Origin of the sequence: Pseudomonas sp. P7779, assembly GCF_013386315.1 — a bacterium.
Taxonomy (GTDB): domain Bacteria; phylum Pseudomonadota; class Gammaproteobacteria; order Pseudomonadales; family Pseudomonadaceae; genus Aquipseudomonas.
In genome coordinates this window covers 12,787-34,120 of record NZ_JACARZ010000072.1, presented here as the reverse complement: position 1 = coordinate 34,120, position 21,334 = coordinate 12,787, and the positions used below count along the sequence as shown (strand labels likewise).

Sequence of the window (21,334 nt, the reverse complement as noted above, 5' to 3'; positions counted from 1 at the left end):
CCTTGCGCTGACTTTTTCCTACGGTATTTCCATGACTTTCGCCACACTTGGCCTGATCGAACCCTTGCTGCGCGCCCTTGAGACGCTTGGCTACCAGACCCCGACGCCGGTGCAGGCGCAAGCCATTCCGGCGGTGCTGGCAGGCCGTGACCTGATGGCTGCGGCCCAGACCGGCACCGGCAAGACCGCCGGTTTCGCCGTGCCGCTGCTGCAACTGCTTACCATGGAAGGGCCGAAAGTCAGCGCCAACTCGGTGCGCGCGCTGATCCTGTGCCCGACCCGCGAACTGGCCGAGCAGGTTCATGCGAGCGTTGCCGAGTACGCCCAAAACGTGCCGCTGACCACTTACGCCGTGTACGGCGGCGTGAGCATCAACCCGCAGATGATGAAGCTGCGCAAAGGCGTTGATGTGCTGGTCGCCACCCCTGGCCGCCTGATCGACCTGTTCCGCCAGAACGCGCTGAAGCTCAACCAGCTGCAAACCCTTGTGCTGGATGAAGCCGACCGCATGCTCGACCTGGGCTTCTCCGAAGAACTGGCGAACATCTACCGCATGCTGCCGAAAAAGCGCCAGACCTTGCTGTTCTCCGCAACCTTCTCCGACGAGATCCGCCAGTTGGCCGGGCAGATGCTCAACGACCCGCTGACTGTCGAAGTCAGCCCGCGCAACGTCGCTGCCAACACCGTCAAGCAATGGGTGGTGCCGGTGGACAAGAAGCGCAAGGCGGAACTGTTTGTGCACCTGATGCGCAAGGGCCGCTGGAAGCAGGTACTGGTGTTCGCCAAGACCCGTAACGGTGTGGACGCGCTGGTGGAAAAGCTCCAGGGCCTGGGCATCAATGCCGACGGGATTCACGGCGACAAGCCACAAGCCACGCGCCAGCGTGCGCTGGATCGCTTCAAGAGCAGCGACGTGCAGATCCTGGTGGCCACCGACGTGGCGGCCCGTGGCCTGGATATCGAAGACTTGCCGCTGGTGGTCAACTTTGACCTGCCGATCGTGGCCGAGGACTACATCCACCGCATCGGCCGTACCGGTCGTGCGGGCAACACCGGTGAGGCGATTTCCCTGGTGTGCGCCGATGAAGTGAACATGCTGTCGGCCATCGAGATGCTGACCCGTCAGACGTTGACCCGGAAGATGGAGCAGGACTTCGAACCGGAGCACCGTGTGCCGGATACCGATGCCACTGGTCAGGTGGTGAAGAAGCCGAAAAAGCCGAAGAAACCCAAGGCTTCGGGCGGCGGTGGTGGCAAGCGTAACCTGGGCAAGTGGGTGGACAGCGGGGAGGCGACGCCGGTCGAGCCTTCGATCAAGCCAGTGCGTAAGGTGCCCGTGTTTAACACCGGGCCGCGGAAAAAGAAGTAGGGCTTGTTGGTTATCAAGTAAACGCATAGTGACTACCGTGAGCGGAGCAATTCCGCTCGCGTCAAGTTGTGCCTCGTCATCCTTGATGAGTTATTGCTTGTGATTTGGATATTTTTTGTAATTGTCGCCGTGTTTAAGTGCTGGAACTTAAAATGCTTCATTTCCACTGAGGTTGAGTCAGAAACTGATTTCTGAATGACGAACTTAGATGGAGATGTAGATATGGCTGTGTTTTTAGTACCTTTTGTTTTGCCGGTCCTGGCGGCGGCGGGCATTATCGGCGGCGTTGTTGTAGACGGCGAAATCAAGAAAGGCAAGGCCGCTGACGAGAAAGCTTTCAAGCAGGTAGAGTTGCGTGTGGCCGAATTAAGGTCCCGGGTTGAAGATCATGCGGCGCGCGGCGAGTATGGGCAGGCAATCCATTCGTTCAGAGAGTTGATGTCGTTGTATGAGGCTAATTATTCGATCAGTCCTGAGATAAGGGCGCCATTGGATAAGTATCTACAGGATATGCTTTATACCAGTCAGGAAGAGGGCCAGAAACTCAGCTACGCCTTCAAGCAGGAATGGAACGATTTGAAACACGGCGATCCTTCCAGACTCTTCAGTGCGTATTCAGGTTATATAGAAAATCTGAAAATTTTACTGCCTGAAGAGGATGCTTTCCTGCAGAAGCAAGTAACAGCTTTTAAACGTGCCTATCCCGATCTAACAGCCAGTTGAGTCAGAGGTAACTTTGCTGCCGGGCGGTGATGGGGTGAGTGGGTCATGCCGGGGTGGCCGGCCTCAACCACTCAAGAACACCGCGCCCTGCCGCCTGCCCGCTGGCAAAACACCCCGTCAGCAAATACCCGCCCGTCGGCGCTTCCCAGTCCAGCATCTCGCCTGCGCAAAAAACGCCCGGCAATTGCTTGATCATCAAGCGTTCATCCAGCGCCTCAAACGGCACGCCGCCTGCGGTACTGATGGCTTCATCCATTGGCCGGGTTTTCACCAGCGTCAGCGGCAGCGCCTTGATATCCACCGCCAGCTGCGCCGGATCATTGAAGTGCTCCGCCGGTGACAGCTCGCGCAAAAGCGCCGCCTTCACCCCATCCAATCCCAACTGACTGTGCAAATGCTTGCTCATCGAGCGTGAGCCGCGCGGCTTGCTCAGCGCTGCGATCACCTTGTCCAGTGGCTTACTCGGCAACAGGTCAATGTGCACCGTGGCCGATCCATCCCGGTTGATCGCCTCACGAATCGGTGCCGACAACGCATAGATCAGGCTGCCTTCGATGCCCGTGGCGGTGACCACACATTCCCCCAGCTGTGGCTTGTCGTCTGCCAGGCCAATGGCGACGTTTTTCAGCGGTGCCCCGGCGAATTTGCTGACCATCAACTCGCTCCAGGCCGACACCTCGAAGCCACAGTTGCTCGGTTGCAACGCCGCGTAAGGCACGCCTTTGTCTTCCAGCAACTTCAGCCACGCCCCATCCGAGCCCAAGCGCGACCAACTGCCGCCGCCCAAGGCCAGCAACACTGCATCACCGCGTACGCTTTTGTCGCCCTCGGGGCTGTGGATAAGCAGGCTGCCGTCGGCATTCCAGCCCAGCCAGCGATGGCGGGTGTGGATAACTACGCCCTGGTCGCGCAGGCGCTTGAGCCAGGCCCGCAGCAGCGGGGCGGCTTTCATGTCAGTAGGAAACACCCGGCCGGAGCTGCCGATAAAGGTTTCAATCCCCAACCCGTGTATCCATTCGCACAACGCTTCGGCACCGAACTGACGCAGCAACGGCGCCATGCACGGCGCCCGTTCGGCATAGCGCGCCAGAAACGCCGGGTACGGTTCGGAATGGGTGATGTTCATGCCGCCCACGCCCGCCAGCAGGAACTTGCGGCCTACCGAGGGCATGCCGTCGTACAGGTCGACCCGGATCCCGGCCTGGCTCAACACTTCGGCGGCCATCAGCCCGGCCGGGCCGCCGCCGATGATGATGACGTGTTGAGACGGGGTTTGAGTCTGGGGCATGGGGATAACTGCGGTTCGGCAAAGTAGGCCGAGCATTCTACCCGAGGATGCTCATGCTGCCTGATCAAAAAACATACAGCCTTCTGCAGGCCAGGCGGCTTATGGCCTGCAGGGGCTTTCACTCAGGTTATCCACAGGCAGTTCCACAGCGATTGTGGGTAACGCGCATAACTCAATGACAGCCTGATGACGTCCAGACGCGCTGCGCGCTGTGGTGCAGGATCCCGTGGCGACGGGCCAGGGCAGGGCGGTCTTTGCTGTAGCCGCCGCCGATCACCCCGACCACCGGAATATCGCGGCCCAGGCAGTGGCGCATCACGCTTTCATCGCGGGCGGCGACGCCTTCGTCTGTCAGCTTGAGGTAGCCGAGGGCGTCGTCCTTGTGCACATCCACGCCGGCGTCATACAGCACCAGGTCGGGCTGATACAGCGGCAGCAGGTAGTTGAGGGCGTCGTCGACCACCTTGAGGTAGTCCGCGTCGCCCATGCCCATCGGCAGCGGGATGTCCCAGTCGCTTTGCGCCTTGCGCGCGGGGAAGTTCTTTTCGCAGTGCAGGGACACGGTGATTGCATCCGGGGTGTCGTGGAGGATGCGTGCGGTGCCGTCGCCCTGGTGCACGTCGCAGTCGAAGATCAGCACCCGGTTGACCCGCCCGCTGGCCAGCAGGTAATGGCTGATCACGGCCAGGTCATTGAAGATGCAGAAACCCGCCGGGTAATCGTAGTGGGCGTGGTGGGTGCCACCGGCCAGGTGGCAGGCCAGGCCGTGTTCCAGGGCCTGCTCGGCGGCCAGCAACGAACCGCCCACCGCGCGCACGGTGCGCCGGGCCAGGGCTTCGCTCCAAGGCAGGCCAAGGCGCCGTTGGTCTTCGCGCGACAACTCGCCGCTCATGTAGCGTTCGATATACCCAGGTTCATGGGCCAGGGCCAGAATCTCGGCGGGGCAGAGTTCCGGGCGCAGCAGTTGGCTGTCCCGTGTCAGGCCGCTCTCCACCAGGTGGTCACGCAGCAGGCGGAATTTATCCATGGGGAAGCGGTGGTCTGCCGGGAACTCGGGGCTGTAGTCGTCGTGGTAGATCAATGGCAAGGGCATGGCGATTTCTGACGGGAACCAGCGACGGATCTTAACAGCGCGTTACACTCACGCACATGGCAAGGGAGGGGGACCAATGGAGCCGATACTGCAATTGGAAAGCGCACGCCTGGTGCTGCGCCAATGGAGCGATGCCGACTTGCCGGAGTTTGCGCGCATGTGCGCCGACCCGCAGGTGATGCGGTATTTCCCGGCCACCTTGAGCCGCCTGGAAAGTGCCGCGCTGATCGGGCGTATTCGCGGCCATTTTGCCGAGTACGGTTTTGGCCTGTGGGCGTTGCAGCGCAAGGACAGCGGCGAATTCATCGGCCTCACCGGCTTGCTGAATGTGAGCTTCGAGGCCCCGTTCACTCCGGCGGTGGAGATCGGCTGGCGCCTGGCCAGGGAACACTGGGGCCTGGGTTACGCCAGCGAAGCCGCCTGGACTGCCCTGCGCTGTGGTTTCGACCGGCTGAAGCTGGACGAAATCGTTTCGTTTACCACTGAAGCCAATCTGCCATCACAAAAAGTCATGCAGGCCATCGGTATGCATTACGATCCCCTGGCAGATTTTGAACACCCCAAGGTCGCAGCCGATGACCCCTTGCGGCATCATGTGTTGTATCGCATCACCCGCGCCCAATGGTTGGACACGCTGCACGGATAAGCAGCCCGGAATGCCCAATAGATTGTTGTAGGAGATGCTCTATGAGCCAAGTGTTGGAAGATCTGGTGGACCTGCTGACCCTGGAACCGATCGAGGAAAACCTCTTTCGCGGCCGCAGCCAGGACCTGGGCTTTCGCCAGCTGTTCGGCGGCCAGGTGCTCGGCCAGTCGCTGTCGGCGGCCAGCCAGACCGTTGAAGAGGCGCGGCATGTGCATTCGTTGCACGGTTACTTCCTGCGCCCCGGCGATGCGGCGTTGCCGGTGGTGTATTCGGTTGACCGGGTGCGCGATGGCGGCAGTTTCAGCACGCGCCGGGTGACGGCGATCCAGAAGGGCAACCCGATCTTCACCTGCAGCGCTTCGTTCCAGTACGACGAAGAAGGCTTCGAGCACCAGACCACCATGCCCGTGGTGGTCGGCCCGGAGAATCTGCCGTCGGAGCTGGAGCTGACCCAGCAGCGCGCGCACCTGATTCCCGAGCACATGCGCGAAAAGCTGCTGTGCCCCAAGCCGATCGAAGTAAGGCCGGTGACCGAGAAAGACCCGTACAACCCGCAGCCGTCCGACCCGGTCAAATACGTGTGGTTTCGTGCGGACGGCGCCCTGGCCGACTCGCCGGCGCTGCACAAATACCTGCTGGCCTACGCTTCGGACTTCGGCCTGCTGACCACCTCGCTGCTGCCCCACGGCAAGACCGTGTGGCAGAAAGACATGCAAGTCGCCAGCCTCGACCACGCGCTGTGGTTCCACGCCGACCTGCGTGCCGATGACTGGTTGCTCTACGCCATGGACAGCCCATGGGCCGGCAATTCCCGTGGGTTCTCCCGGGGCAGCGTGTACAACCGCGCCGGACAACTGGTGGCATCGGTCACCCAGGAAGGCTTGATTCGTCATCGCAAGGATTGGGCATGAGCCTCAGTGATGTGAAGCACTGGGTGTTCGACATGGATGGCACCCTGACGGTGGCCGTGCATGATTTTGCGGCGATCCGCGTGGCCCTGGATATTCCGGCGACTGACGACATTCTTACGCACCTGGCGGCGTTGCCCGCCGATGAAGCAGCGGCCAAGCATGCGTGGTTGCTCGCGCATGAGCGTGAGCTGGCGCTGGGTTCGGTAGCCGCTACCGGTGCCGTGGAGTTGGTGCGGGAATTGGCCGGGCGGGGTTATCGCCTGGGCATCCTGACGCGCAATGCGCGGGAGCTGGCCCATGTGACATTGCAGGCGATCGGCCTGGCGGACTGCTTTGCGGCCGAGGATGTGTTGGGGCGTGATGATGCGCCGCCCAAGCCTGACCCGGGTGGTTTGTTGAAGCTGGCGCGAGCGTGGGAAGTGGCGCCGCAAGAGATGGTGATGGTCGGTGATTACCGGTTTGATCTGGATTGCGGGCGGGCGGCGGGGACGAAGACTGTGCTGGTCAATCTGCCGGAAAACCCGTGGCCGGATCTGGCGGATTGGCATGCTGAAGATTGCGCGGTATTGCGCCGGATGATTTAGTCCGGTCGATGAAAATCCAATGTGGGAGCGGGCTTGCTCGCGAATGCGGTGTGTCAGTCAATACATAGGCTGACTGATCCACCGCATTCGCGAGCAAGCCAGCTCCCACATTTTTGATCCGGTTTCTTCAGTGGTTATTGGAACAGTACTTTCTGCCCTTCAGGCGACGTAAACATCTTGTCCCCGTTATGCCCAACCCCCGGCACTTCCACCAGCTTGTGGCCCAACTGCGGGTGCCGCTGCTTGAGGTAGTCAAAATAATTGTGCCCGCGAATCAAGCGATACGCGCCCTGGGTTTCAGCGCCGCAGCTCTTGTCCAGCGCCGGGTGATTCGGGTCGGTGTCCTGCTGGCCCAGCAAGTAAGTGACATTACGCGAGACGTAAGCCTGCTCCAGCTGCTCGGCACTTTGCCCCTTGGCGTAGGCCGGCAGGTTTTGCATGCCGTACTTCCAGTCGTTGAAGCCCGGGCAACTGGCAACATCGAATTTCACCGGACGCTGTGGGCTGAAGTACGCGTAGGACGACGGGTTGGCCACCACATAACGCAGGCTGATGCCCTCGGTTTGCAGCAGCGGGTGATCATGCCCGGTCAGCGCAAAACGCTGCACCACTTGGCCGCCACCGGAATGGCCGGCCACCACGATTTCCTTCAGGTTCGGGAACAGCTTGCGGTTGCCCAGGTGCTTGATGATCTGGTCCAGCGCGCCGTAGGAGCTGATCTGGCCCGGGCCTGTGGACGGCTCGCCGGCCATCCAGTCGTTACTGTTCCAGCGCAGGGTCTGGCTGTCGATCTGGTTGCGCTTGAGGTCGGTCTGGTTGAGGAACTGTGGCGCAATCACCAGGGTATTGGCGTTTTGTCCTGCGGCTTCGGCCGCTTTTTCGCCGCTGTCCAGATAGGTCATCGCGTTGCGCAGGCGACCATGCACGATGATCAGCGCGCGGGTAACTTGAGGCAGCGGCTGGCGCCAGTCCTGGCTCAAGCCGACGCTCAGGTCGCCGGCATCCAGGTGAAAACGATCGGGACTGACCACCTTGACGCCATGTTCGGCAGCCCAGGTGGAGGAGGAACAGGTGATCAACAAACCTAACAGCAGACCCAGTCGTTTATTCATTTAAAGGCTCTTGGCGGTAAAGGTGTCGCATTGAGTGATCTGGCCCTGGGCGAAGCCGGTCTTGAACCAGCGAACCCGCTGTGCCGAGGTGCCGTGGGTAAACGAGTCAGGCACCACGCGGCCCTGGCCCTGTTGCTGCAAGCGGTCATCGCCAATCGCGTTGGCCGCATTCAGTGCTTCTTCAATGTCGCCGGGCTCCAGCCAGTTCAGGCGCTTTTGCGCGCGGTTGGCCCACACCCCGGCGAAGCAGTCGGCTTGCAGCTCCTGGCGCACCAGCAGGCCGCCGTCGCCTTGCATCTGCCGGCCTTGCTGGCGGGCTGCCTGAATCTTCGCCGAGATGCCCAGCAGCGTCTGCACGTGATGTCCGACTTCATGAGCGATCACGTAGGCCTGGGCGAAGTCGCCGGCGGCCTTGAAGCGCTGGGACATTTCCCGGAAGAAATCCAGGTCCAGGTAGACCTGTTGGTCTGCCGGGCAATAGAACGGCCCGCTGGCGGACGTGGCGCCACCGCAGGCGGAGTTCACCCGGCCACGGAACAGGATCAGTTTGGGGTTCTTGTAGGTCAGGCCGTTTTCCTGGAACACCTGGGCCCAGGTGTCTTCGGTGTCGCCGAGTACGGCGCGCACGAAGTCGGCTTGTTCATCATTGGCCGGCGGCGCCTGGCGGGTTTGCGGGCTGACGGAGGGCGCTTGCTCGGTGAGCTGGCCGCTGAGTTGCCCGAGGATCTGCATCGGGTCCTGGCCGGTCAGCCAGCCGATGCCGACGATCAGCACGATGGCCGTCAGGCTCAGGCCCTTGCCACCCCCAAAACGCATGCCACCGCCACCGCCGCCGCTGTCATCGCGGGCGTCTACCACGTTGTCGCTGCGTCGGCCTTTTTTCCATAGCATGTGGCAATCCTCTTTGTGAACCTGCAGCTCAGTGTTGTTGGTGTGTAGGGTTGGCGCCAGTCCGGCTGTCTGACGATGCTAAACGCTGTGTCGTCCGACCTGTATGAAGCTTGTGTCAGTCGCGGCAATACCCTTCGCCGGTGTCGACGATCAGGCAGTCCTTCTTGTCGGCCAGCCATTTCAGGCCAGTGGCTTCGCCGTCGCCAGCGCTCAGGATCTGCGGCCCGTCCGGGCGTTCAAAGGTGATGCCGTCTTCGGATGCCTGGCCCTTGAAGGTGCCGGAATCGTCGTCATCCAGGCCGTATTTCATGGTCAGTACATAGTGGCCGCGGCCGATGCTGTCGTCCTTGGCGATGGTCAGGTTCAGGCCTTCGACGCCAATCCACTTGCCGACCCATTTGTCGGTGGGCAGCACTTGCGGTACCAACGTTGCCTGGACAGACGGCGGGGCGGGCGCCTTGGCGGTCTCGGCTTGCTTGTCGCAGGCGCTGAGCAGCGTCAGGGTCGAAAGAATCAACAGGGTTTTTTTCATGGTGAGAAGGCCTTGGTTAAAAAACGCGCAGTGGGCGGGGCGGCGTGAAGCGTTGGACTGGAAAACCGCAATTTAGTGCGCTGTTCGAACAGTGTTTGGTTATGCTCTTGAGCGAGGCGCTTTACCCGTTCTAGATTATGCCGCGGTATGCGGCGGTCATTTCAGCCTGCCACTCAAGAGAATGCAATGACCCTCAGTACCCCACTTTCCGGCGTCAACCACCCGCTCAAAGGCATTTTGCTGATTGTGGTGGCGACCTTTCTGTTTTCCAGCCACGACGCGCTGTCCAAATACCTGGCCGGGTTCTACCCGATCGTGATGGTGGTGTGGGCCCGCTACCTGGTGCACACGCTGTTGATGGCCGGGATCTTCCTGCCGCAATCGGGCCTGCGGGTGCTGCGCAGCAAACGTCCTTTACTGCAAGTGGCGCGGGCGTTGTGCCTGCTGGGCACCAGCCTGTTCTTTACGGCGGCGCTGCACTTTATCCCGTTGGCCGAGGCCACGGCGGTCAACTTTCTTGCGCCGATCCTGGTCACCGCGTTGTCGGTGCCGCTGTTGGGTGAGCACGTGACCCGCGGCCAATGGCTGGCGGTGATTTGCGGGTTTATCGGGGTGCTGATCATTGTGCACCCGGGGGGTGAGCTGTTCACCCCGGCGGTGTTGTTGCCGCTGACGTCGGCGTTGTTCTTCTGCTTCTACCAACTGCTCACCCGCATCCTCAGCAAGTACGACACGCCCACCACCAGCAACTTCTTCGCCGGGCTGTGCAACACCTTGGTGATGAGTGCGCTGGTGCCGTTCTTCTGGCAGGTGCCGAGCCTGTGGCACGGGGTGCTGATGCTGGCGCTGGGCACTTGCGGGATGACCGCACACTTGATGCTGACCCAGGCCTTCCGCTTCGCAGCGCCAGCCCTGCTGGCGCCGTTCGGCTATTGCCAGATCGTGTTTGCGGGGTTGTTGGGCTGGCTGGTGTTCAACCACACCCCGGACCTGACCACCGTGGTCGGGATCGGGGTGATTTGCCTGAGCGGGTTGGCCGCTGCCTGGCAGCAGCGGCGCAGGTAGGAAACTCAGACCTCGACGGTCGGAATCTTGCGCGGCGCCATGAAGTACATCCAGATCAGCGCGATGAAGTACATCGCCGGAATCAGGGTGAACAGCACGGTGTAGTTGTTGTTGGTCACGGTCAGGATATGGCCGACGATCTGGGTCATGAACATCCCGCCGATGGCCGCGCACATGCCGCCAAAACCAAACACCGTACTCATCATGTGCTTGGGCGTGTAGTCCATCACCAGGCTCCAGATGTTGGCGGTCCAGGCCTGGTGCGCGCCGATGGCCAGGGAAATCGCAAACACCGCGACCCACAGGTGGCTGGAGCCGGCGGCCATGATCACTCCGACGATGCAGCAGGCAAACAGCAACATCGACAGCAGCCGCGCCTTGATCGGGTTCATCCCGCGTCCGATCAGGAACGAAGACAGGATCCCGCCGCCGATGCTGCCGAAGTCCGCCGTCAGGTAAATGATGATCAGCGGGATGCCCATCTGGGTCACGTTGATGCCCAGGTTGTATTGCTGATTCAGGAACGGCGGCAGCCAGTACAGGTAGAACCAGAACACCGGCGCGGTCATTGAGTAAGCGAGGGCGAAGGCCCAGGTGCCGCGCATCCGCAGGATCCGGCTGAACGGTACGCGGGGTTGTTCCGGTTCGACTTCCTGTTGCACGTAGTCCAGTTCCGATTGCTTCACGCTTGGATGGTCTTCCGGGTTGTAGTACTTCAAGCCCCAGAGCACCAGCCAGATCCCGCCCAGTGCCGACATGCACAGGAACGCCGCCTGCCAACCCCACACGTGGAGGATCAGCGGCAGCAGCATCGGCGTCATCATCGCGCCGACGTTGGTGCCGGCGTTGAAGATCCCGGTGGCCACGGCACGCTCGCCAGCGGGGAACCACAGGCGGGTGGTCTTGACGCAGGCCGGGTAGTTGGCGGCTTCGGTCAGCCCGAGAATGAACCGGCAGACCATAAAGCCCACCGCCGAGGTGGCCAGGCCGTGGGCGCCAGTGGCCAGGCTCCACAGCAACACCGCGCAGAAGAACACGCGCTTGACGCCGACCCGGTCGATCAACCGGCCTTGCAGCACAAAGCCGATGGCGTAACCCACCTGGAACCAGAAGTTGATGTTGGCGTAGTCCATCGCCGTCCAGCTCATTTCCTTGGCCAGGATCGGTTGCATCACGCCGAGGGCGGCGCGGTCGATGTAGTTCAGGGTGGTGGCAAAAAACACCAGGGCCAGCATGCCCCAGCGGGTTTTACCGACAGCCATGGCGCCACGGATTTTGTCACCGATGCCGCTATGGGGATTGCTGTGGCCCACGGCCACGGCGGGATTTTGCGAAGGCATGAGGAAGTACCCGTTTTTTTGAAATTTTTATGGTGTGTTCAGGGTCTTGGTTAACCGAGGCCGCTCAATGGAAGCGGGGCTCAATGTGCTGTCGATGGTGCGCAGCGGCTAAAAAATCGTCAATTCGCCGATTGCCATTCTGTTCGATAATCGCCCATAAAACTAACCGGTTCGTACATTTCAATTGCTGTGATGAACCTGGCGGCCAATAATTTGCCGTAAACAAGACATGCCTCAATGCCGGGAGTCGCCCCATGCAACGCTCCATCGCCACCGTTTCCTTGAGCGGAACCTTGCCGGAAAAACTCGAAGCCATCGCGGCTGCCGGGTTTGATGGCGTGGAAATCTTCGAAAACGATCTGCTGTATTACGACGGCAGTCCGCGTGAAGTTAGGCAAATGTGCGCCGACCTCGGCATTGCCATCACCTTGTTCCAGCCGTTCCGGGACTTTGAGGGCTGCCGCCGCGACCGCCTGACACGCAACCTGGAGCGGGCCGAGCGCAAGTTCGACTTGATGCAGGAGCTGGGCACCGACCTGGTGTTGGTGTGCAGTAACGCGTCAGCCGATTCCGTGGGCGATGAAAGCATTCTGCTGGAGGACCTGAGCCTGCTGGCCGAACACGCTGGCCGCCGGGGCTTGCGCATCGGCTATGAAGCGCTGGCCTGGGGCCGGCACGTCAACACCTGGCAGCAGGTGTGGAACCTGGTGCGCAAGATCGATCATCCGAGCCTGGGCGTGTTGCTCGACAGCTTCCACACCCTGTCTCTCAAGGGCGACCCGAGTGCGATTGCCGAAATTCCCGGCGACAAGATTTTCTTTGTACAGATGGCCGATGCACCGATCCTCGCGATGGATGTACTGGAATGGAGCCGGCATTTCCGCTGCTTCCCAGGCCAGGGCGAGTTCGACCTGGCGGGCTTTCTCGCCCCGATCATCAAGAGCGGCTACACCGGGCCGTTGTCCCTGGAAATCTTCAACGACGGCTTCCGCGCCGCACCGACCCGGGCGAATGCCGCCGACGGCCTGCGCTCGCTGCTGTACCTCGAAGAGAAAACCCGCCAGCGATTGGAGCAAGAAGCGACGCAGGTCCCCGAGATCCTGTTTGAAACCCCGGCCGCCAGCGAATACGACGGCATTGAATTCCTCGAATTTGCCGTGGATGAAAACCTCGGCGCCAAGCTCACTTCATGGCTGGAGCGCCTGGGCTTCGTCAAGGCCGGGCAGCATCGATCCAAGAGCGTCAGCCTGTTGCGCCAGGGCGATATCAACCTGATCCTCAATTGCGAACCCTATTCCTTCGCCCATAACTTCTTCGAGGCCCACGGCCCGTCGTTGTGCGCCACGGCGATCCGCGTCAAGGACAGCGCCAAGGCCCTGGAGCGGGCGGTGGCCTACAAGGGCCAGCCGTATCGTGGGCTGGTCGGCCCCAACGAGCTGGAGCTGGCAGCGGTGCGCGCACCGGATGGCAGCCTGATCTACCTGGTGGACCAGCACGAAGGCGGCCTCTACGACACCGACTTCAACCTGCAACCGGCGAACGCCGCCAGCGGCGGCCTGCTGCGCATCGACCACATGGCCATGGCCTTGCCCGCCGACAGCCTCGACAGTTGGGTGTTGTTCTACAAAAGCTTGCTGGATTTCGAAGCCGACGACGAAGTGGTGCTGCCGGACCCCTATGGCCTGGTGAAAAGCCGGGCACTGCGCAGCCGTTGCAGCTCGATTCGCCTGCCGCTGAATATTTCCGAGAACCGCAACACCGCGATTTCCCACGCGCTGTCGAGCTATCGCGGCTCGGGCGTGCACCACATTGCCTTCGACTGCGCGGACATTTTCGCCGAGGTCAGCCGGGCCAAGGACGCCGGTGTGCCGCTGCTGGATATCCCGCTGAACTACTACGATGACCTGGCGGCGCGGTTTGATTTCGACGACGAGTTCCTCAGCCAGCTCGCGTATTACAACGTGCTGTACGACCGCGATGCCCAGGGCGGTGAACTGTTTCACGTTTATACCGAACCGTTCGAGGGCCGGTTTTTCTTCGAGATCATCCAGCGCAAGAACGGTTACGCCGGCTACGGTGCGGCCAACGTGGCGGTGCGCCTGGCGGCCATGGCCAAGTCCCGCAGCGGTGCGGTGCGCCAGGCCAGGTTGTAAGGTGCCGGCGCTTCCTTCGGCGTGCGGCGCGGCCCATAATCAGCGCCTGCACCTAAGGCCGTGAGCGCACCATGACCCTGACCTCCGAGCTTCCCGCCGCGGCCACCGCACCGCGCAAGAGCCGCAAGAACAACCCGGAAAAGACCCGCGAGAACATTCTCCAGGAAGCCATCGTCGAGTTTGTCACCCAGGGCCTTTCCGGCGCCCGGGTGGACGCGATCGCGGAGCGTATCCAGACCTCCAAGCGCATGATCTATTACTACTTCGGCAGCAAGGAACAGCTCTACGTCGAGGTGCTGGAGAAACTCTACGGCGACATTCGCAACACCGAGACACGGATGAACCTGACGGCCCTGGAGCCCCGGGAAGCGATCCGCCGGCTGGTGGAATTCACCTTTGATCACCACGATCAGAACGTGGATTTTGTGCGCATCGTGAGCATCGAGAACATCCACAACGCCGAGTATGTAAAGCAGTCGACGTCGATCAAGGCGATGAACAGCAACATCCTCGAAGCCCTTGGCACCACGTTGCGCCGGGGCGCCGAGTTGGGGTTGTTCCGGGAAGGGCTGGAGCCGCTGGACGTGCACTTGCTGATCAACTCGTTCAGCTTCTACCGGGTGTCGAACCGCCACACCTTCAGCGAGATCTTTCAGATCGAGTTGTCGGATGAGGCGGTCAAGCAGCGGCATCGGGCGATGATCTGCGAGTCGGTGTTGCGCTACCTGCAGGCTTGAGTTCAACACCGAGCAAAATGTGGGAGCGGGCTTGCTCGCGAAGGCGGAGTGTCAGTCGCCGGATGTTTGGCTGATCCACCGCATTCGCGAGCAAGCCCGCTCCCACATTTCTAATCCGGTTTCTACAGTTGGGTGGTCATGCTCTGGAAGTGCGCGAGCATGCGCTCTGCATCCGCCACTTCGCCAGTGAACAACTCAAACGCCTTCACCGCCTGAAACACCGCCATGTTGCCGCCATCCAGGGTGCGGCAACCCAGGGCGCGGGCGTTGCGCAGCAGTTCGGTTTCCAGTGGGAAGTACACGATCTCCGCTACCCACAAGTCGGCGCGCAAGGTGCCCAACGGCACGGGCATGCCCGGCAGCTTGGCCATGCCCATCGGCGTGGTATTCACCAGGCCATCGGCCTCGGCCATGGCGCTTTCCAGGTCATTGCCGGCCTGCGCCCGGCCGGTACCAAAATGCTGGTTGAGGTTGTCCGCCAGGCTGCGGGCACGTTCGGCGTCCATGTCGAAAATACTCAAGCGTTCCACGCCTTCACCCAGCAGCGCATGGGCGACTGCCGCCCCGGCGCCGCCCGCGCCCATCTGCACCACGAACTTGCGAGCCACATCACTCAAGCCCCGGCGAAAGCCTTCGGCAAAGCCCAGGCAGTCGGTGTTGTGGCCGATGCGTTTACCGTCGCAAAGCACCACGGTGTTCACCGCGCCGATGCCCCGTGCTTCGGGTGACAGGTCATCCAGCAACGGCAGGATCGCCTGCTTGCACGGGTAGGTGATGTTCAAGCCGGTGAAGTTCATCTGTTCGGCCGCCATCAACAGGTCGGGCAGGGCGCGGGTATCCACCTGTAGCCGGTCGAGGTCGATCAGGCGATAGAGGTAACGCAGGCCCTGGGCATCGCCTTCATGCTCATGCAGGGCCGGGGTGCGGGAAGCCTGGATGCCGGCGCCTATCAGGCCGGCCAGAATTCGACGTTTGGACACCGCGCTCATCCCTTCAAGGTCTTGCTGAAATGTTCGAGGGCGAGGTGATAACCGTGGCTGCCAAACCCGGCCAGCACCGCCTTGGCAATCGGCGACACGAACGAGTGATGACGGAACGCTTCCCGGGCATGCACGTTGGACAAATGCACTTCGATCACCGGTACTTCACTGGCCACCAGCGCGTCGCGGATCGCCACCGAAGTGTGGGTCCAGGCTGCCGGGTTGATCACGATGCCGGCGCAACGGGCGCGGGCGCCGTGGATCCAGTCCAGCAATTCGCCTTCGTGGTTGGTCTGGCGGAATTCGACTTTCAGGCCCAGTTGCTCGGCGCTGCGGCCACACAGGGCAGCAAGGTCGGCCAGGGTTTCATGGCCATAAGTGGCGGGCTCGCGAGTGCCGAGCAGGTTGAGGTTGGGGCCGTTGAGCACCAGCACGATGGGCGGCATAGAGGGTTCTCCACTGTTGTTTTTATGTAGGTCGATAAAATGTACTGAATGGTTAATTTGGTCAATCGCGTGGGTGGGAACCGTTCGATTACCGAACGCAGAATGAAAACCACCGTTGTGTGGATCAGAGTTGATATCAATTGAAAATCATTCTCGACAACGCTTAAGATGCCCGCCTGTTTCCTTAACATTCCAGGGAGTCGGTTTGTCGGACGTGGATCTCAAAGGCCTGTTTCTCAAGCACGCCGATACTCTGCGCGGGTATCTCGCACGCAAGGTACGGGACCCGCAGTTGGCCGCAGACCTGGTGCAGGAGAGTTTCCTGCGCCTGGCGCAAAAGCCGGCCGGCGAGCGCATCGACAACTCCCAGGGCTATCTCTATCGCACGGCCGGCAATCTGCTGATCGACCATATCCGCCAGGAGGCGCGGCGCAAGACCGACTCCGTGCCCCATGAGGCGCTGGCCGAGATTGAAGATGAAATGGCCGGGTTGGAGGCTCAGGCGATGGCGCAGCAACAGCGGCAGGCATTGAAGCAGGCACTGGCGGAATTGCCGGAGCGTACCCGGCAGATTTTCCGTCTCAACCGGATCGAGGGCATGACCCATGCCCAGGTCGCGCGCCACCTGGGCATTTCCGACAGCTCAGTGCAAAAGCACCTGGCCAAGGCGCTGGCGTATGTCATGCAGCGTTTGCAGGAAGGTGAGGCGGGGCCGTCCGACGAATGAATTACCGACAAACCAGGGGTCAGACGTCACAGCGTTATATAACGAAAAATTCGAGATTCACACGTGAATAGCCCGGGTCCGCAACAGCACAGCATTACCGAGGCGGCTGCCGATTGGGCGGTGCGCCTGCACGCCGGCGCCCTGACCGATCAGGAGCAGGCCGAGCTGCGCCAATGGATCGCCAGAGACAGCCGCCATGAAGCGGCGCTGCGTTTTGCCGAGCAGACGTGGGCGGCGCTGGGCGAGGTGCATCGCGATGAGACGGTGCATCGCCAGCGGCCGCCCGCTACCGCTGCGCCGGTGCGCGGCCCTCGTCGGCGCAGGCCGTGGCGCATGGCGGCGAGTGTTGCGCTGTTGCTGGTAGTGGCGGGCGTCGGCTGGGTGCGCGGGCCTGAGGCGCTGCTGCAGATGCAGGCCGATTACCTCACCCAAAAAGGCGAAGTGCGCACCGTGCACCTGGCGGACGGCAGCAGCGTGCAACTGGATTCTGCGAGTGCGATCAAGCTGGATTTTGACGGTGTGCAGCGGCGCATCAGCCTGATCAAAGGCTCGGCGATCTTTGATGTGGCGCCCATGGCCGGTGAGGAAAAAAGGCCGTTCGTGGTGCACAGCGCCAGCGGGCAAACCCGTGCCCTGGGCACGCGGTTTGTGGTCGAGCGTGAGGACGACCGGCAGGCCTGGGTCGGAGTGTTGCAGCACAGTGTGGCCGTCACGCTGCAGGCGCTGCCGCAGAAAGCAACGGTGCTCAAGGAAGGCCAGGCTGCGCGCTACAGCCCGGAGAACGGCGTGGTCGCCCTCGACGACTTCGACCTGGAGCGCGCCACCAGTTGGCGTCGCGGTGTGCTGATCTTCGACCGCTTGCCGCTGGCCAAGGTCATCGAGCAGCTCAACCGCTACCGGCCGGGCAAGGTGGTGCTGACCAATGCCGACCTCGGCACCCGTGAAGTCAGCGGCGTGTTCCGCCTCGATATGCTCGACACGGCCCTCGGCACCCTGACCGAAGAATTACAGGTGCAGCGCTTTGATCTGGCGGGGCTGAGCCTGATCTATTGATGGGGTCGCCGGGCCCCGTTTACGCCCTTTGAAAAAACTTTCAAAAAAACCTTACTGAGTTCCGACGCCTGACACGTCCTGTTAAGTGAGAAGTATTCGCATAAACAAGAATGGTCAGCGAAGGGATAACGTCGATGTCTGCAATCACCAAGGGGCGCAACACCGGTAGCCGGTTGGCCCTTGCCATCCACCTGGGGCTGTTAGCCTCCGCCTGCCAGGTGCAGGCCGCCGAGGCGCCAGTCGGTGAATCACAGCCTGTCACGTTGACGTTTGATATTGCGGCGCAACCCTTGGGCCTTGCCGTACTGACGTTCGCCGACCAGGCCGGGTTGCAAGTGTTGTTCGACAGCGCGCGCCTGCAAGGCCTCACCAGCACCGCGCTCAAGGGCCGTTACAGCGCCCAGGAAGGCCTCGGCCGATTGGTGGGCAGTGCACCGGTGGAATACCGCTTTACCGGGGACCGGCAGGTGACGCTGACTCGCGTCGGCGCCGACCATGACGGTGCGCTGACCGTGGGCACCACCACCATCACCGGCAACACCAACGGCAAGCCAAGCGACTGGGTGTACGACACACCGCGCTCGGTGGCCGTGATCAGTCGCGAGCAGATCGACAAACGCCCACCACGCCACGCCGCCGACATGCTCGAAGAAACCGCCGGCGTGTACACCGCCGTCAACCAGCGTGACCCGGGCCTGTCGGTGAACATCCGCGGCGTGCAGGACTACGGCCGGGTCAACATGAACATCGACGGCATGCGCCAGAACTTCAACGTCAACGGCCACCAGCAGCGCAACGGCACGATGTTGATCGACCCGGAATTCATCTCCAGCATCGAAATCGACAAGGGCAGCCAGTCCGGGCAGGGCGGTGCTGCCGTGTTGGGCGGGATTGCATCCTTCAAGACCCTGGAGGCCAGTGAGTTCCTGGCCGATGGCAAGGACTATGGCGGGCGTCTGCGTGCCGGTAGCGGGATTGGTGAACTGGGTAACGGCACCTATTTCAACGGCAGCGGTGTGTTTGCCTTTGGCGACGAGCGCGGCGACGTGCTGCTGGGGTACAGCGAACGGCATTTTGGCGACTACCGCGCCGGTACCCACAACGACCAGAAACTGGGCACTCATTTGCGCGCTCGTGACTCCCAGCCTGCGGCCTTCGACGATTGGCTGAACAGTGAGGTCGGTGACACCGGCAGCGTGACCCGCTCGCAAATCGTCAAGTTCGGCCTGAACCTGCCCAATGACCAACGGGTGCAACTGAGCTACCTGGAAAGTGACAGCGACAGCAATGACGCGTGGGCCTACACCGCCCCGGATAACCAGAGCGTGTACTACCAGCGCGTCAGCAAGAACAACCTCAATGCCAGGAACGTCGGACTGGATTATCGCTACACGCCGGATAACCCGCTGATCGATTTCAAGGCCAAGGTCTACTACGTCACCACACAGATGGACCGGGACAATGCGCCCAACACCGCGTCGCTGACCTCCGGCAACTATGTGGCGGGCTACACGGATCATTTTCAGACCGATACCTGGGGTGTACAGGGCGACAACACATCGCGGTTCGACTTCGATGCGTTGGGTCATGTGAGTTGGAACTACGGCGTGGAGGTGTATCAAGACAAGTTCAAGCCCAGTACCAACAAGGTCGAGGCCACCAACCTTTCCGGCCTGTTGCCTTACGTTGAAGGCGGGACGCCCGGTGGCAAACGCACCATCGCCAGCCTGTTCAACAACCTGCAGTACGAATATGGCGACTGGCTGACGCTGGATGCGGGCTTGCGGTACGACCGCTATCGGCTGGAAGGGGTCACCGGGATGACGCTCTACCGGCGCGATCGGTTCTACAGCAGCACGGTAGGTGCCAAGCGTGTCGAGGAAGTGTTCGACATTGATAGAGAAGAGGGCCAGTTCTCTCCCACGTTCGGTATCGGCATAAAGCCGGGGCTGGACTGGATGCAACTCTACGCCCGCTGGGGCAAGGGCTGGCGCCCGCCGGCGGTAACGGAAACCTTCATGACCGGGCGTCCTCACGGTGGCAGCTCATCAGAGCGGGTGTTTCCCAACCCGTTCCTGAAACCCGAAGAGTCGCGGGACTGGGAAATGGGCGTGAACGTATTCAAAGAGGGACTGCTGTTCGGTGACGACCGCCTGGGCATGAAGGTGGCTTACTTCGATACCCGGATCGAGAACTTCTCTTTCCTCAATCACAGCGTCAGTTTGCCGGAGACCTCCGTCGGCGGTTTTCTCGGCACGATGGCGTACGTCAATAACACCAACCCCACGCGCTTTCGGGGGGTGGAGTACCAGCTCAACTACGACATGGGGCGGGCGTACGCCAACCTTAGTTACACCCACATGATCGGCAGTAATGAGTTCTGCTCGAAGAACTATTACATGGGCGGGGCGAAGAAGAACGGGCCGTCCACCACACGCTATGAACGCTACACCCGGCCAAACGGCACGATCGGCCTGCGCCCGGTGACCACGTATGAGGTGCTGGACGACGATGTCGCCAACAACAAGGAAAGCTGTGGCCGGATCATGGGCAACGCCACCTATATGCCGGCTGATCGCGGCTCGCTGACCCTCGGCGCGCGCTTCCTGGAAAAGCGACTCGATATGGGCGTCCGCGTGCGCTACAGCTCAGGCAATGGCGAGAACCTCGACTCACAAGGTTATGACTTCATCGACCAGGCGCTATGGCCCCAGTACACCCTCTATGACCTGTACGCCAGCTACTGGATGACCGACCAATTGAACATCGCCCTGGCGCTGGAAAACGCCACCGATGAGGCCTACTTCGTTGCGATGGGGGACGCCAATAACCTGAGCCTGGCGCGCGGGCGAACGTTGAGCGGGATGCTCGAATACAAGTTCTGATCAAGGTGCCACGGCACTTTATCAACCAACGGTTTTGCCCAAGGGTGGGCAAAAAGTGCGCTGTATGAGCGTGCTGATCAATCGTGTTGTTTATAACGAGGTTAAGTGATGACTATTTCTGTTAGTTACGAAGCTGCGCTCGGTGCTTACTCCGTCTCGGACTACCTGACCGACTGGGCACTGGGGTTCAACACTGCGGGTCACGGCAGCAGCAACACCGGCGGCTTCAGCAACGGCTCCCTGAGCGGCGACCAGTATTCGACCCACGGCGCCAACAATTCCGACTACGCGTTCATTGCCGACAGCAACACCAGCAACGGCCTGCACTACGTATTCAACCCGGCGCTGCCAGCCAGCCACAACGAAAACCACTATCTGTGGGGCAACCTGGATAACGTTCAACTGGGCACCGGCCTGGGCGGCGGCAATGGCAGCGACTTCACCCTCGATGCGTTCAAAGTGGCTTTCAACGGCCTTGACTTGAGCGCGGCACAAGGTGCAGGCCGCGTCGGCAACGACGTTCAGAACGTGATCTACAGCCTGATGCAAGGCAACACCTCGGCACTGGAAACCGTGCTCAACAACCTGCTGGACGACTTCGGCCTGTCCACCGCCAACACCTTCGACGAGATCTCGGCCGGCCTGGCAGCACACGCTACGGCAACCACCACCGACGTCGCCCTGGTAGGCGTGCAGGACGTTGCACAGGACTGGGCACTCGCTGCCTGATGTTGCTGCGCAATGAAAAAAGCGAATGGAAGATCGCTCTCCCATTCGCTGCGTAAACCCCGTCGTCGCC

General features: G+C 61.4%; 20 protein-coding genes. 12 read left to right on the top strand and 8 right to left on the bottom strand.

Annotation, left to right across the window (positions count from 1 at the left end; translation table 11 throughout):
* The first annotated feature begins 31 nt into the window (after positions 1–31).
* Both HX869_RS20660 and HX869_RS20655 read left to right on the top strand, forming a co-directional pair.
* Positions 32–1,369 carry a DEAD/DEAH box helicase gene (locus tag HX869_RS20660; protein ID WP_003215511.1) on the top strand — a complete coding sequence of 446 codons (1,338 nt, stop codon included), beginning with the start codon at positions 32–34 and terminating at the stop codon, positions 1,367–1,369.
* A gap of 195 nt (positions 1,370–1,564) precedes the next feature.
* Positions 1,565–2,092, top strand: coding sequence for a hypothetical protein (locus HX869_RS20655; protein ID WP_238544249.1), 528 nt, complete (start codon positions 1,565–1,567; stop codon positions 2,090–2,092).
* 43 nt (positions 2,093–2,135) lie between these two features.
* Here HX869_RS20655 and HX869_RS20650 read toward each other — a convergent pair whose 3' ends face one another.
* On the bottom strand, positions 2,136–3,380 hold the full coding sequence (locus HX869_RS20650; protein WP_178903582.1) for a TIGR03862 family flavoprotein: 1,245 nt from the start codon (positions 3,378–3,380) through the stop codon (positions 2,136–2,138).
* A gap of 172 nt (positions 3,381–3,552) precedes the next feature.
* Entirely contained in the window at positions 3,553–4,473 is a 921-nt protein-coding gene (locus HX869_RS20645) for a histone deacetylase (RefSeq protein WP_178903581.1), read from the bottom strand.
* A gap of 76 nt (positions 4,474–4,549) precedes the next feature.
* Between HX869_RS20645 and HX869_RS20640 the strand changes: the two genes are divergently transcribed.
* The 3 genes from HX869_RS20640 to HX869_RS20630 are packed head-to-tail and all read left to right on the top strand — an operon-like array spanning position 4,550 to position 6,614.
* Positions 4,550–5,119: a GNAT family N-acetyltransferase gene (locus HX869_RS20640; RefSeq protein WP_003215518.1), complete on the top strand. Its 570-nt coding sequence runs from the start codon at positions 4,550–4,552 to the stop codon at positions 5,117–5,119.
* 41 nt (positions 5,120–5,160) lie between these two features.
* Positions 5,161–6,030 carry an acyl-CoA thioesterase II gene (gene tesB / locus HX869_RS20635; protein ID WP_003215520.1) on the top strand — a complete coding sequence of 290 codons (870 nt, stop codon included), beginning with the start codon at positions 5,161–5,163 and terminating at the stop codon, positions 6,028–6,030.
* A complete protein-coding gene (locus HX869_RS20630) occupies positions 6,027–6,614 on the top strand; it encodes an HAD family hydrolase (protein WP_177008842.1) in 588 nt (195 codons plus the stop codon). The genes tesB and HX869_RS20630 overlap by 4 nt, the downstream gene beginning before the upstream one ends.
* A gap of 134 nt (positions 6,615–6,748) precedes the next feature.
* Here the strand turns inward: HX869_RS20630 and HX869_RS20625 are convergent, their stop codons facing one another.
* The 3 genes from HX869_RS20625 to HX869_RS20615 form a co-directional block, all read right to left on the bottom strand.
* The gene (locus tag HX869_RS20625) at positions 6,749–7,726 is read right to left on the bottom strand and encodes a hypothetical protein (RefSeq protein ID WP_003215523.1); all 978 of its coding nucleotides are present in this window, start codon (positions 7,724–7,726) and stop codon (positions 6,749–6,751) included.
* Positions 7,727–8,617 carry a neutral zinc metallopeptidase gene (locus HX869_RS20620; protein WP_003215526.1) on the bottom strand — a complete coding sequence of 297 codons (891 nt, stop codon included), beginning with the start codon at positions 8,615–8,617 and terminating at the stop codon, positions 7,727–7,729. It lies immediately after the preceding gene.
* 115 nt (positions 8,618–8,732) lie between these two features.
* Positions 8,733–9,149, bottom strand: a complete 417-nt coding sequence (locus HX869_RS20615; RefSeq protein ID WP_008436613.1) for a hypothetical protein — start codon at positions 9,147–9,149, stop codon at positions 8,733–8,735.
* Between the two features lie 186 nt (positions 9,150–9,335).
* On the opposite strand from HX869_RS20615, the gene HX869_RS20610 reads away from it, so the two are divergent.
* Positions 9,336–10,214, top strand: a complete 879-nt coding sequence (locus tag HX869_RS20610; protein WP_003215531.1) for a DMT family transporter — start codon at positions 9,336–9,338, stop codon at positions 10,212–10,214.
* A 5-nt stretch (positions 10,215–10,219) separates the two neighbouring features.
* Here HX869_RS20610 and HX869_RS20605 read toward each other — a convergent pair whose 3' ends face one another.
* Positions 10,220–11,554, bottom strand: a complete 1,335-nt coding sequence (locus HX869_RS20605) for an MFS transporter (RefSeq protein ID WP_003215533.1) — start codon at positions 11,552–11,554, stop codon at positions 10,220–10,222.
* Positions 11,555–11,808: 254 nt separating this feature from the next.
* Between HX869_RS20605 and quiC the strand changes: the two genes are divergently transcribed.
* Positions 11,809–13,707 (top strand): 3-dehydroshikimate dehydratase QuiC, encoded by a 1,899-nt coding sequence (gene quiC, locus HX869_RS20600; protein ID WP_178903580.1) that lies wholly within the window; start codon positions 11,809–11,811, stop codon positions 13,705–13,707.
* Between the two features lie 71 nt (positions 13,708–13,778).
* Complete coding sequence (locus HX869_RS20595) at positions 13,779–14,444, top strand: TetR/AcrR family transcriptional regulator (RefSeq protein ID WP_003215538.1); 666 nt, start codon at positions 13,779–13,781, stop codon at positions 14,442–14,444.
* A 122-nt stretch (positions 14,445–14,566) separates the two neighbouring features.
* Here HX869_RS20595 and HX869_RS20590 read toward each other — a convergent pair whose 3' ends face one another.
* Positions 14,567–15,433 (bottom strand): shikimate dehydrogenase, encoded by an 867-nt coding sequence (locus tag HX869_RS20590; protein ID WP_173883065.1) that lies wholly within the window; start codon positions 15,431–15,433, stop codon positions 14,567–14,569.
* Positions 15,430–15,870 (bottom strand): type II 3-dehydroquinate dehydratase, encoded by a 441-nt coding sequence (gene aroQ, locus HX869_RS20585; protein WP_087693554.1) that lies wholly within the window; start codon positions 15,868–15,870, stop codon positions 15,430–15,432. Before aroQ ends, HX869_RS20590 begins: the two co-directional genes overlap by 4 nt.
* 205 nt (positions 15,871–16,075) lie before the next feature.
* On the opposite strand from aroQ, the gene HX869_RS20580 reads away from it, so the two are divergent.
* The 4 genes from HX869_RS20580 to HX869_RS20565 all read left to right on the top strand — a co-directional run bounded on the left by HX869_RS20580 (position 16,076) and on the right by HX869_RS20565 (position 21,264).
* On the top strand, positions 16,076–16,597 hold the full coding sequence (locus HX869_RS20580) for an RNA polymerase sigma factor (RefSeq protein WP_003215543.1): 522 nt from the start codon (positions 16,076–16,078) through the stop codon (positions 16,595–16,597).
* 63 nt (positions 16,598–16,660) lie between these two features.
* Positions 16,661–17,650 (top strand): FecR family protein, encoded by a 990-nt coding sequence (locus HX869_RS20575; protein WP_178903579.1) that lies wholly within the window; start codon positions 16,661–16,663, stop codon positions 17,648–17,650.
* A 134-nt stretch (positions 17,651–17,784) separates the two neighbouring features.
* Entirely contained in the window at positions 17,785–20,535 is a 2,751-nt protein-coding gene (locus HX869_RS20570) for a TonB-dependent receptor (RefSeq protein ID WP_003215548.1), read from the top strand.
* A 108-nt stretch (positions 20,536–20,643) separates the two neighbouring features.
* Positions 20,644–21,264: a heme acquisition protein HasA gene (locus tag HX869_RS20565; protein WP_003215551.1), complete on the top strand. Its 621-nt coding sequence runs from the start codon at positions 20,644–20,646 to the stop codon at positions 21,262–21,264.
* Positions 21,265–21,334 lie beyond the last annotated feature (70 nt).

Excerpts from the sequence above, each read along its gene's own strand:
- HX869_RS20620 (WP_003215526.1), bottom strand. The coding sequence starts at position 8,617 with ATGCTATGGAAAAAAGGCCGACGCAGCGACAACGTGGTAGACGCCCGC.
- HX869_RS20590 (WP_173883065.1), bottom strand. The coding sequence starts at position 15,433 with ATGAGCGCGGTGTCCAAACGTCGAATTCTGGCCGGCCTGATAGGCGCC.
- quiC (WP_178903580.1), top strand. The coding sequence starts at position 11,809 with ATGCAACGCTCCATCGCCACCGTTTCCTTGAGCGGAACCTTGCCGGAA.
- HX869_RS20565 (WP_003215551.1), top strand. The coding sequence starts at position 20,644 with ATGACTATTTCTGTTAGTTACGAAGCTGCGCTCGGTGCTTACTCCGTC.
- HX869_RS20570 (WP_003215548.1), top strand. The coding sequence starts at position 17,785 with ATGTCTGCAATCACCAAGGGGCGCAACACCGGTAGCCGGTTGGCCCTT.
- HX869_RS20625 (WP_003215523.1), bottom strand. The coding sequence starts at position 7,726 with ATGAATAAACGACTGGGTCTGCTGTTAGGTTTGTTGATCACCTGTTCC.
- HX869_RS20645 (WP_178903581.1), bottom strand. The coding sequence starts at position 4,473 with ATGCCCTTGCCATTGATCTACCACGACGACTACAGCCCCGAGTTCCCG.
- HX869_RS20655 (WP_238544249.1), top strand. The coding sequence starts at position 1,565 with ATGACGAACTTAGATGGAGATGTAGATATGGCTGTGTTTTTAGTACCT.
- HX869_RS20595 (WP_003215538.1), top strand. The coding sequence starts at position 13,779 with ATGACCCTGACCTCCGAGCTTCCCGCCGCGGCCACCGCACCGCGCAAG.
- HX869_RS20650 (WP_178903582.1), bottom strand. The coding sequence starts at position 3,380 with ATGCCCCAGACTCAAACCCCGTCTCAACACGTCATCATCATCGGCGGC.
- tesB (WP_003215520.1), top strand. The coding sequence starts at position 5,161 with ATGAGCCAAGTGTTGGAAGATCTGGTGGACCTGCTGACCCTGGAACCG.
- HX869_RS20630 (WP_177008842.1), top strand. The coding sequence starts at position 6,027 with ATGAGCCTCAGTGATGTGAAGCACTGGGTGTTCGACATGGATGGCACC.
- HX869_RS20660 (WP_003215511.1), top strand. The coding sequence starts at position 32 with ATGACTTTCGCCACACTTGGCCTGATCGAACCCTTGCTGCGCGCCCTT.
- HX869_RS20605 (WP_003215533.1), bottom strand. The coding sequence starts at position 11,554 with ATGCCTTCGCAAAATCCCGCCGTGGCCGTGGGCCACAGCAATCCCCAT.
- HX869_RS20610 (WP_003215531.1), top strand. The coding sequence starts at position 9,336 with ATGACCCTCAGTACCCCACTTTCCGGCGTCAACCACCCGCTCAAAGGC.
- HX869_RS20640 (WP_003215518.1), top strand. The coding sequence starts at position 4,550 with ATGGAGCCGATACTGCAATTGGAAAGCGCACGCCTGGTGCTGCGCCAA.
- aroQ (WP_087693554.1), bottom strand. The coding sequence starts at position 15,870 with ATGCCGCCCATCGTGCTGGTGCTCAACGGCCCCAACCTCAACCTGCTC.
- HX869_RS20615 (WP_008436613.1), bottom strand. The coding sequence starts at position 9,149 with ATGAAAAAAACCCTGTTGATTCTTTCGACCCTGACGCTGCTCAGCGCC.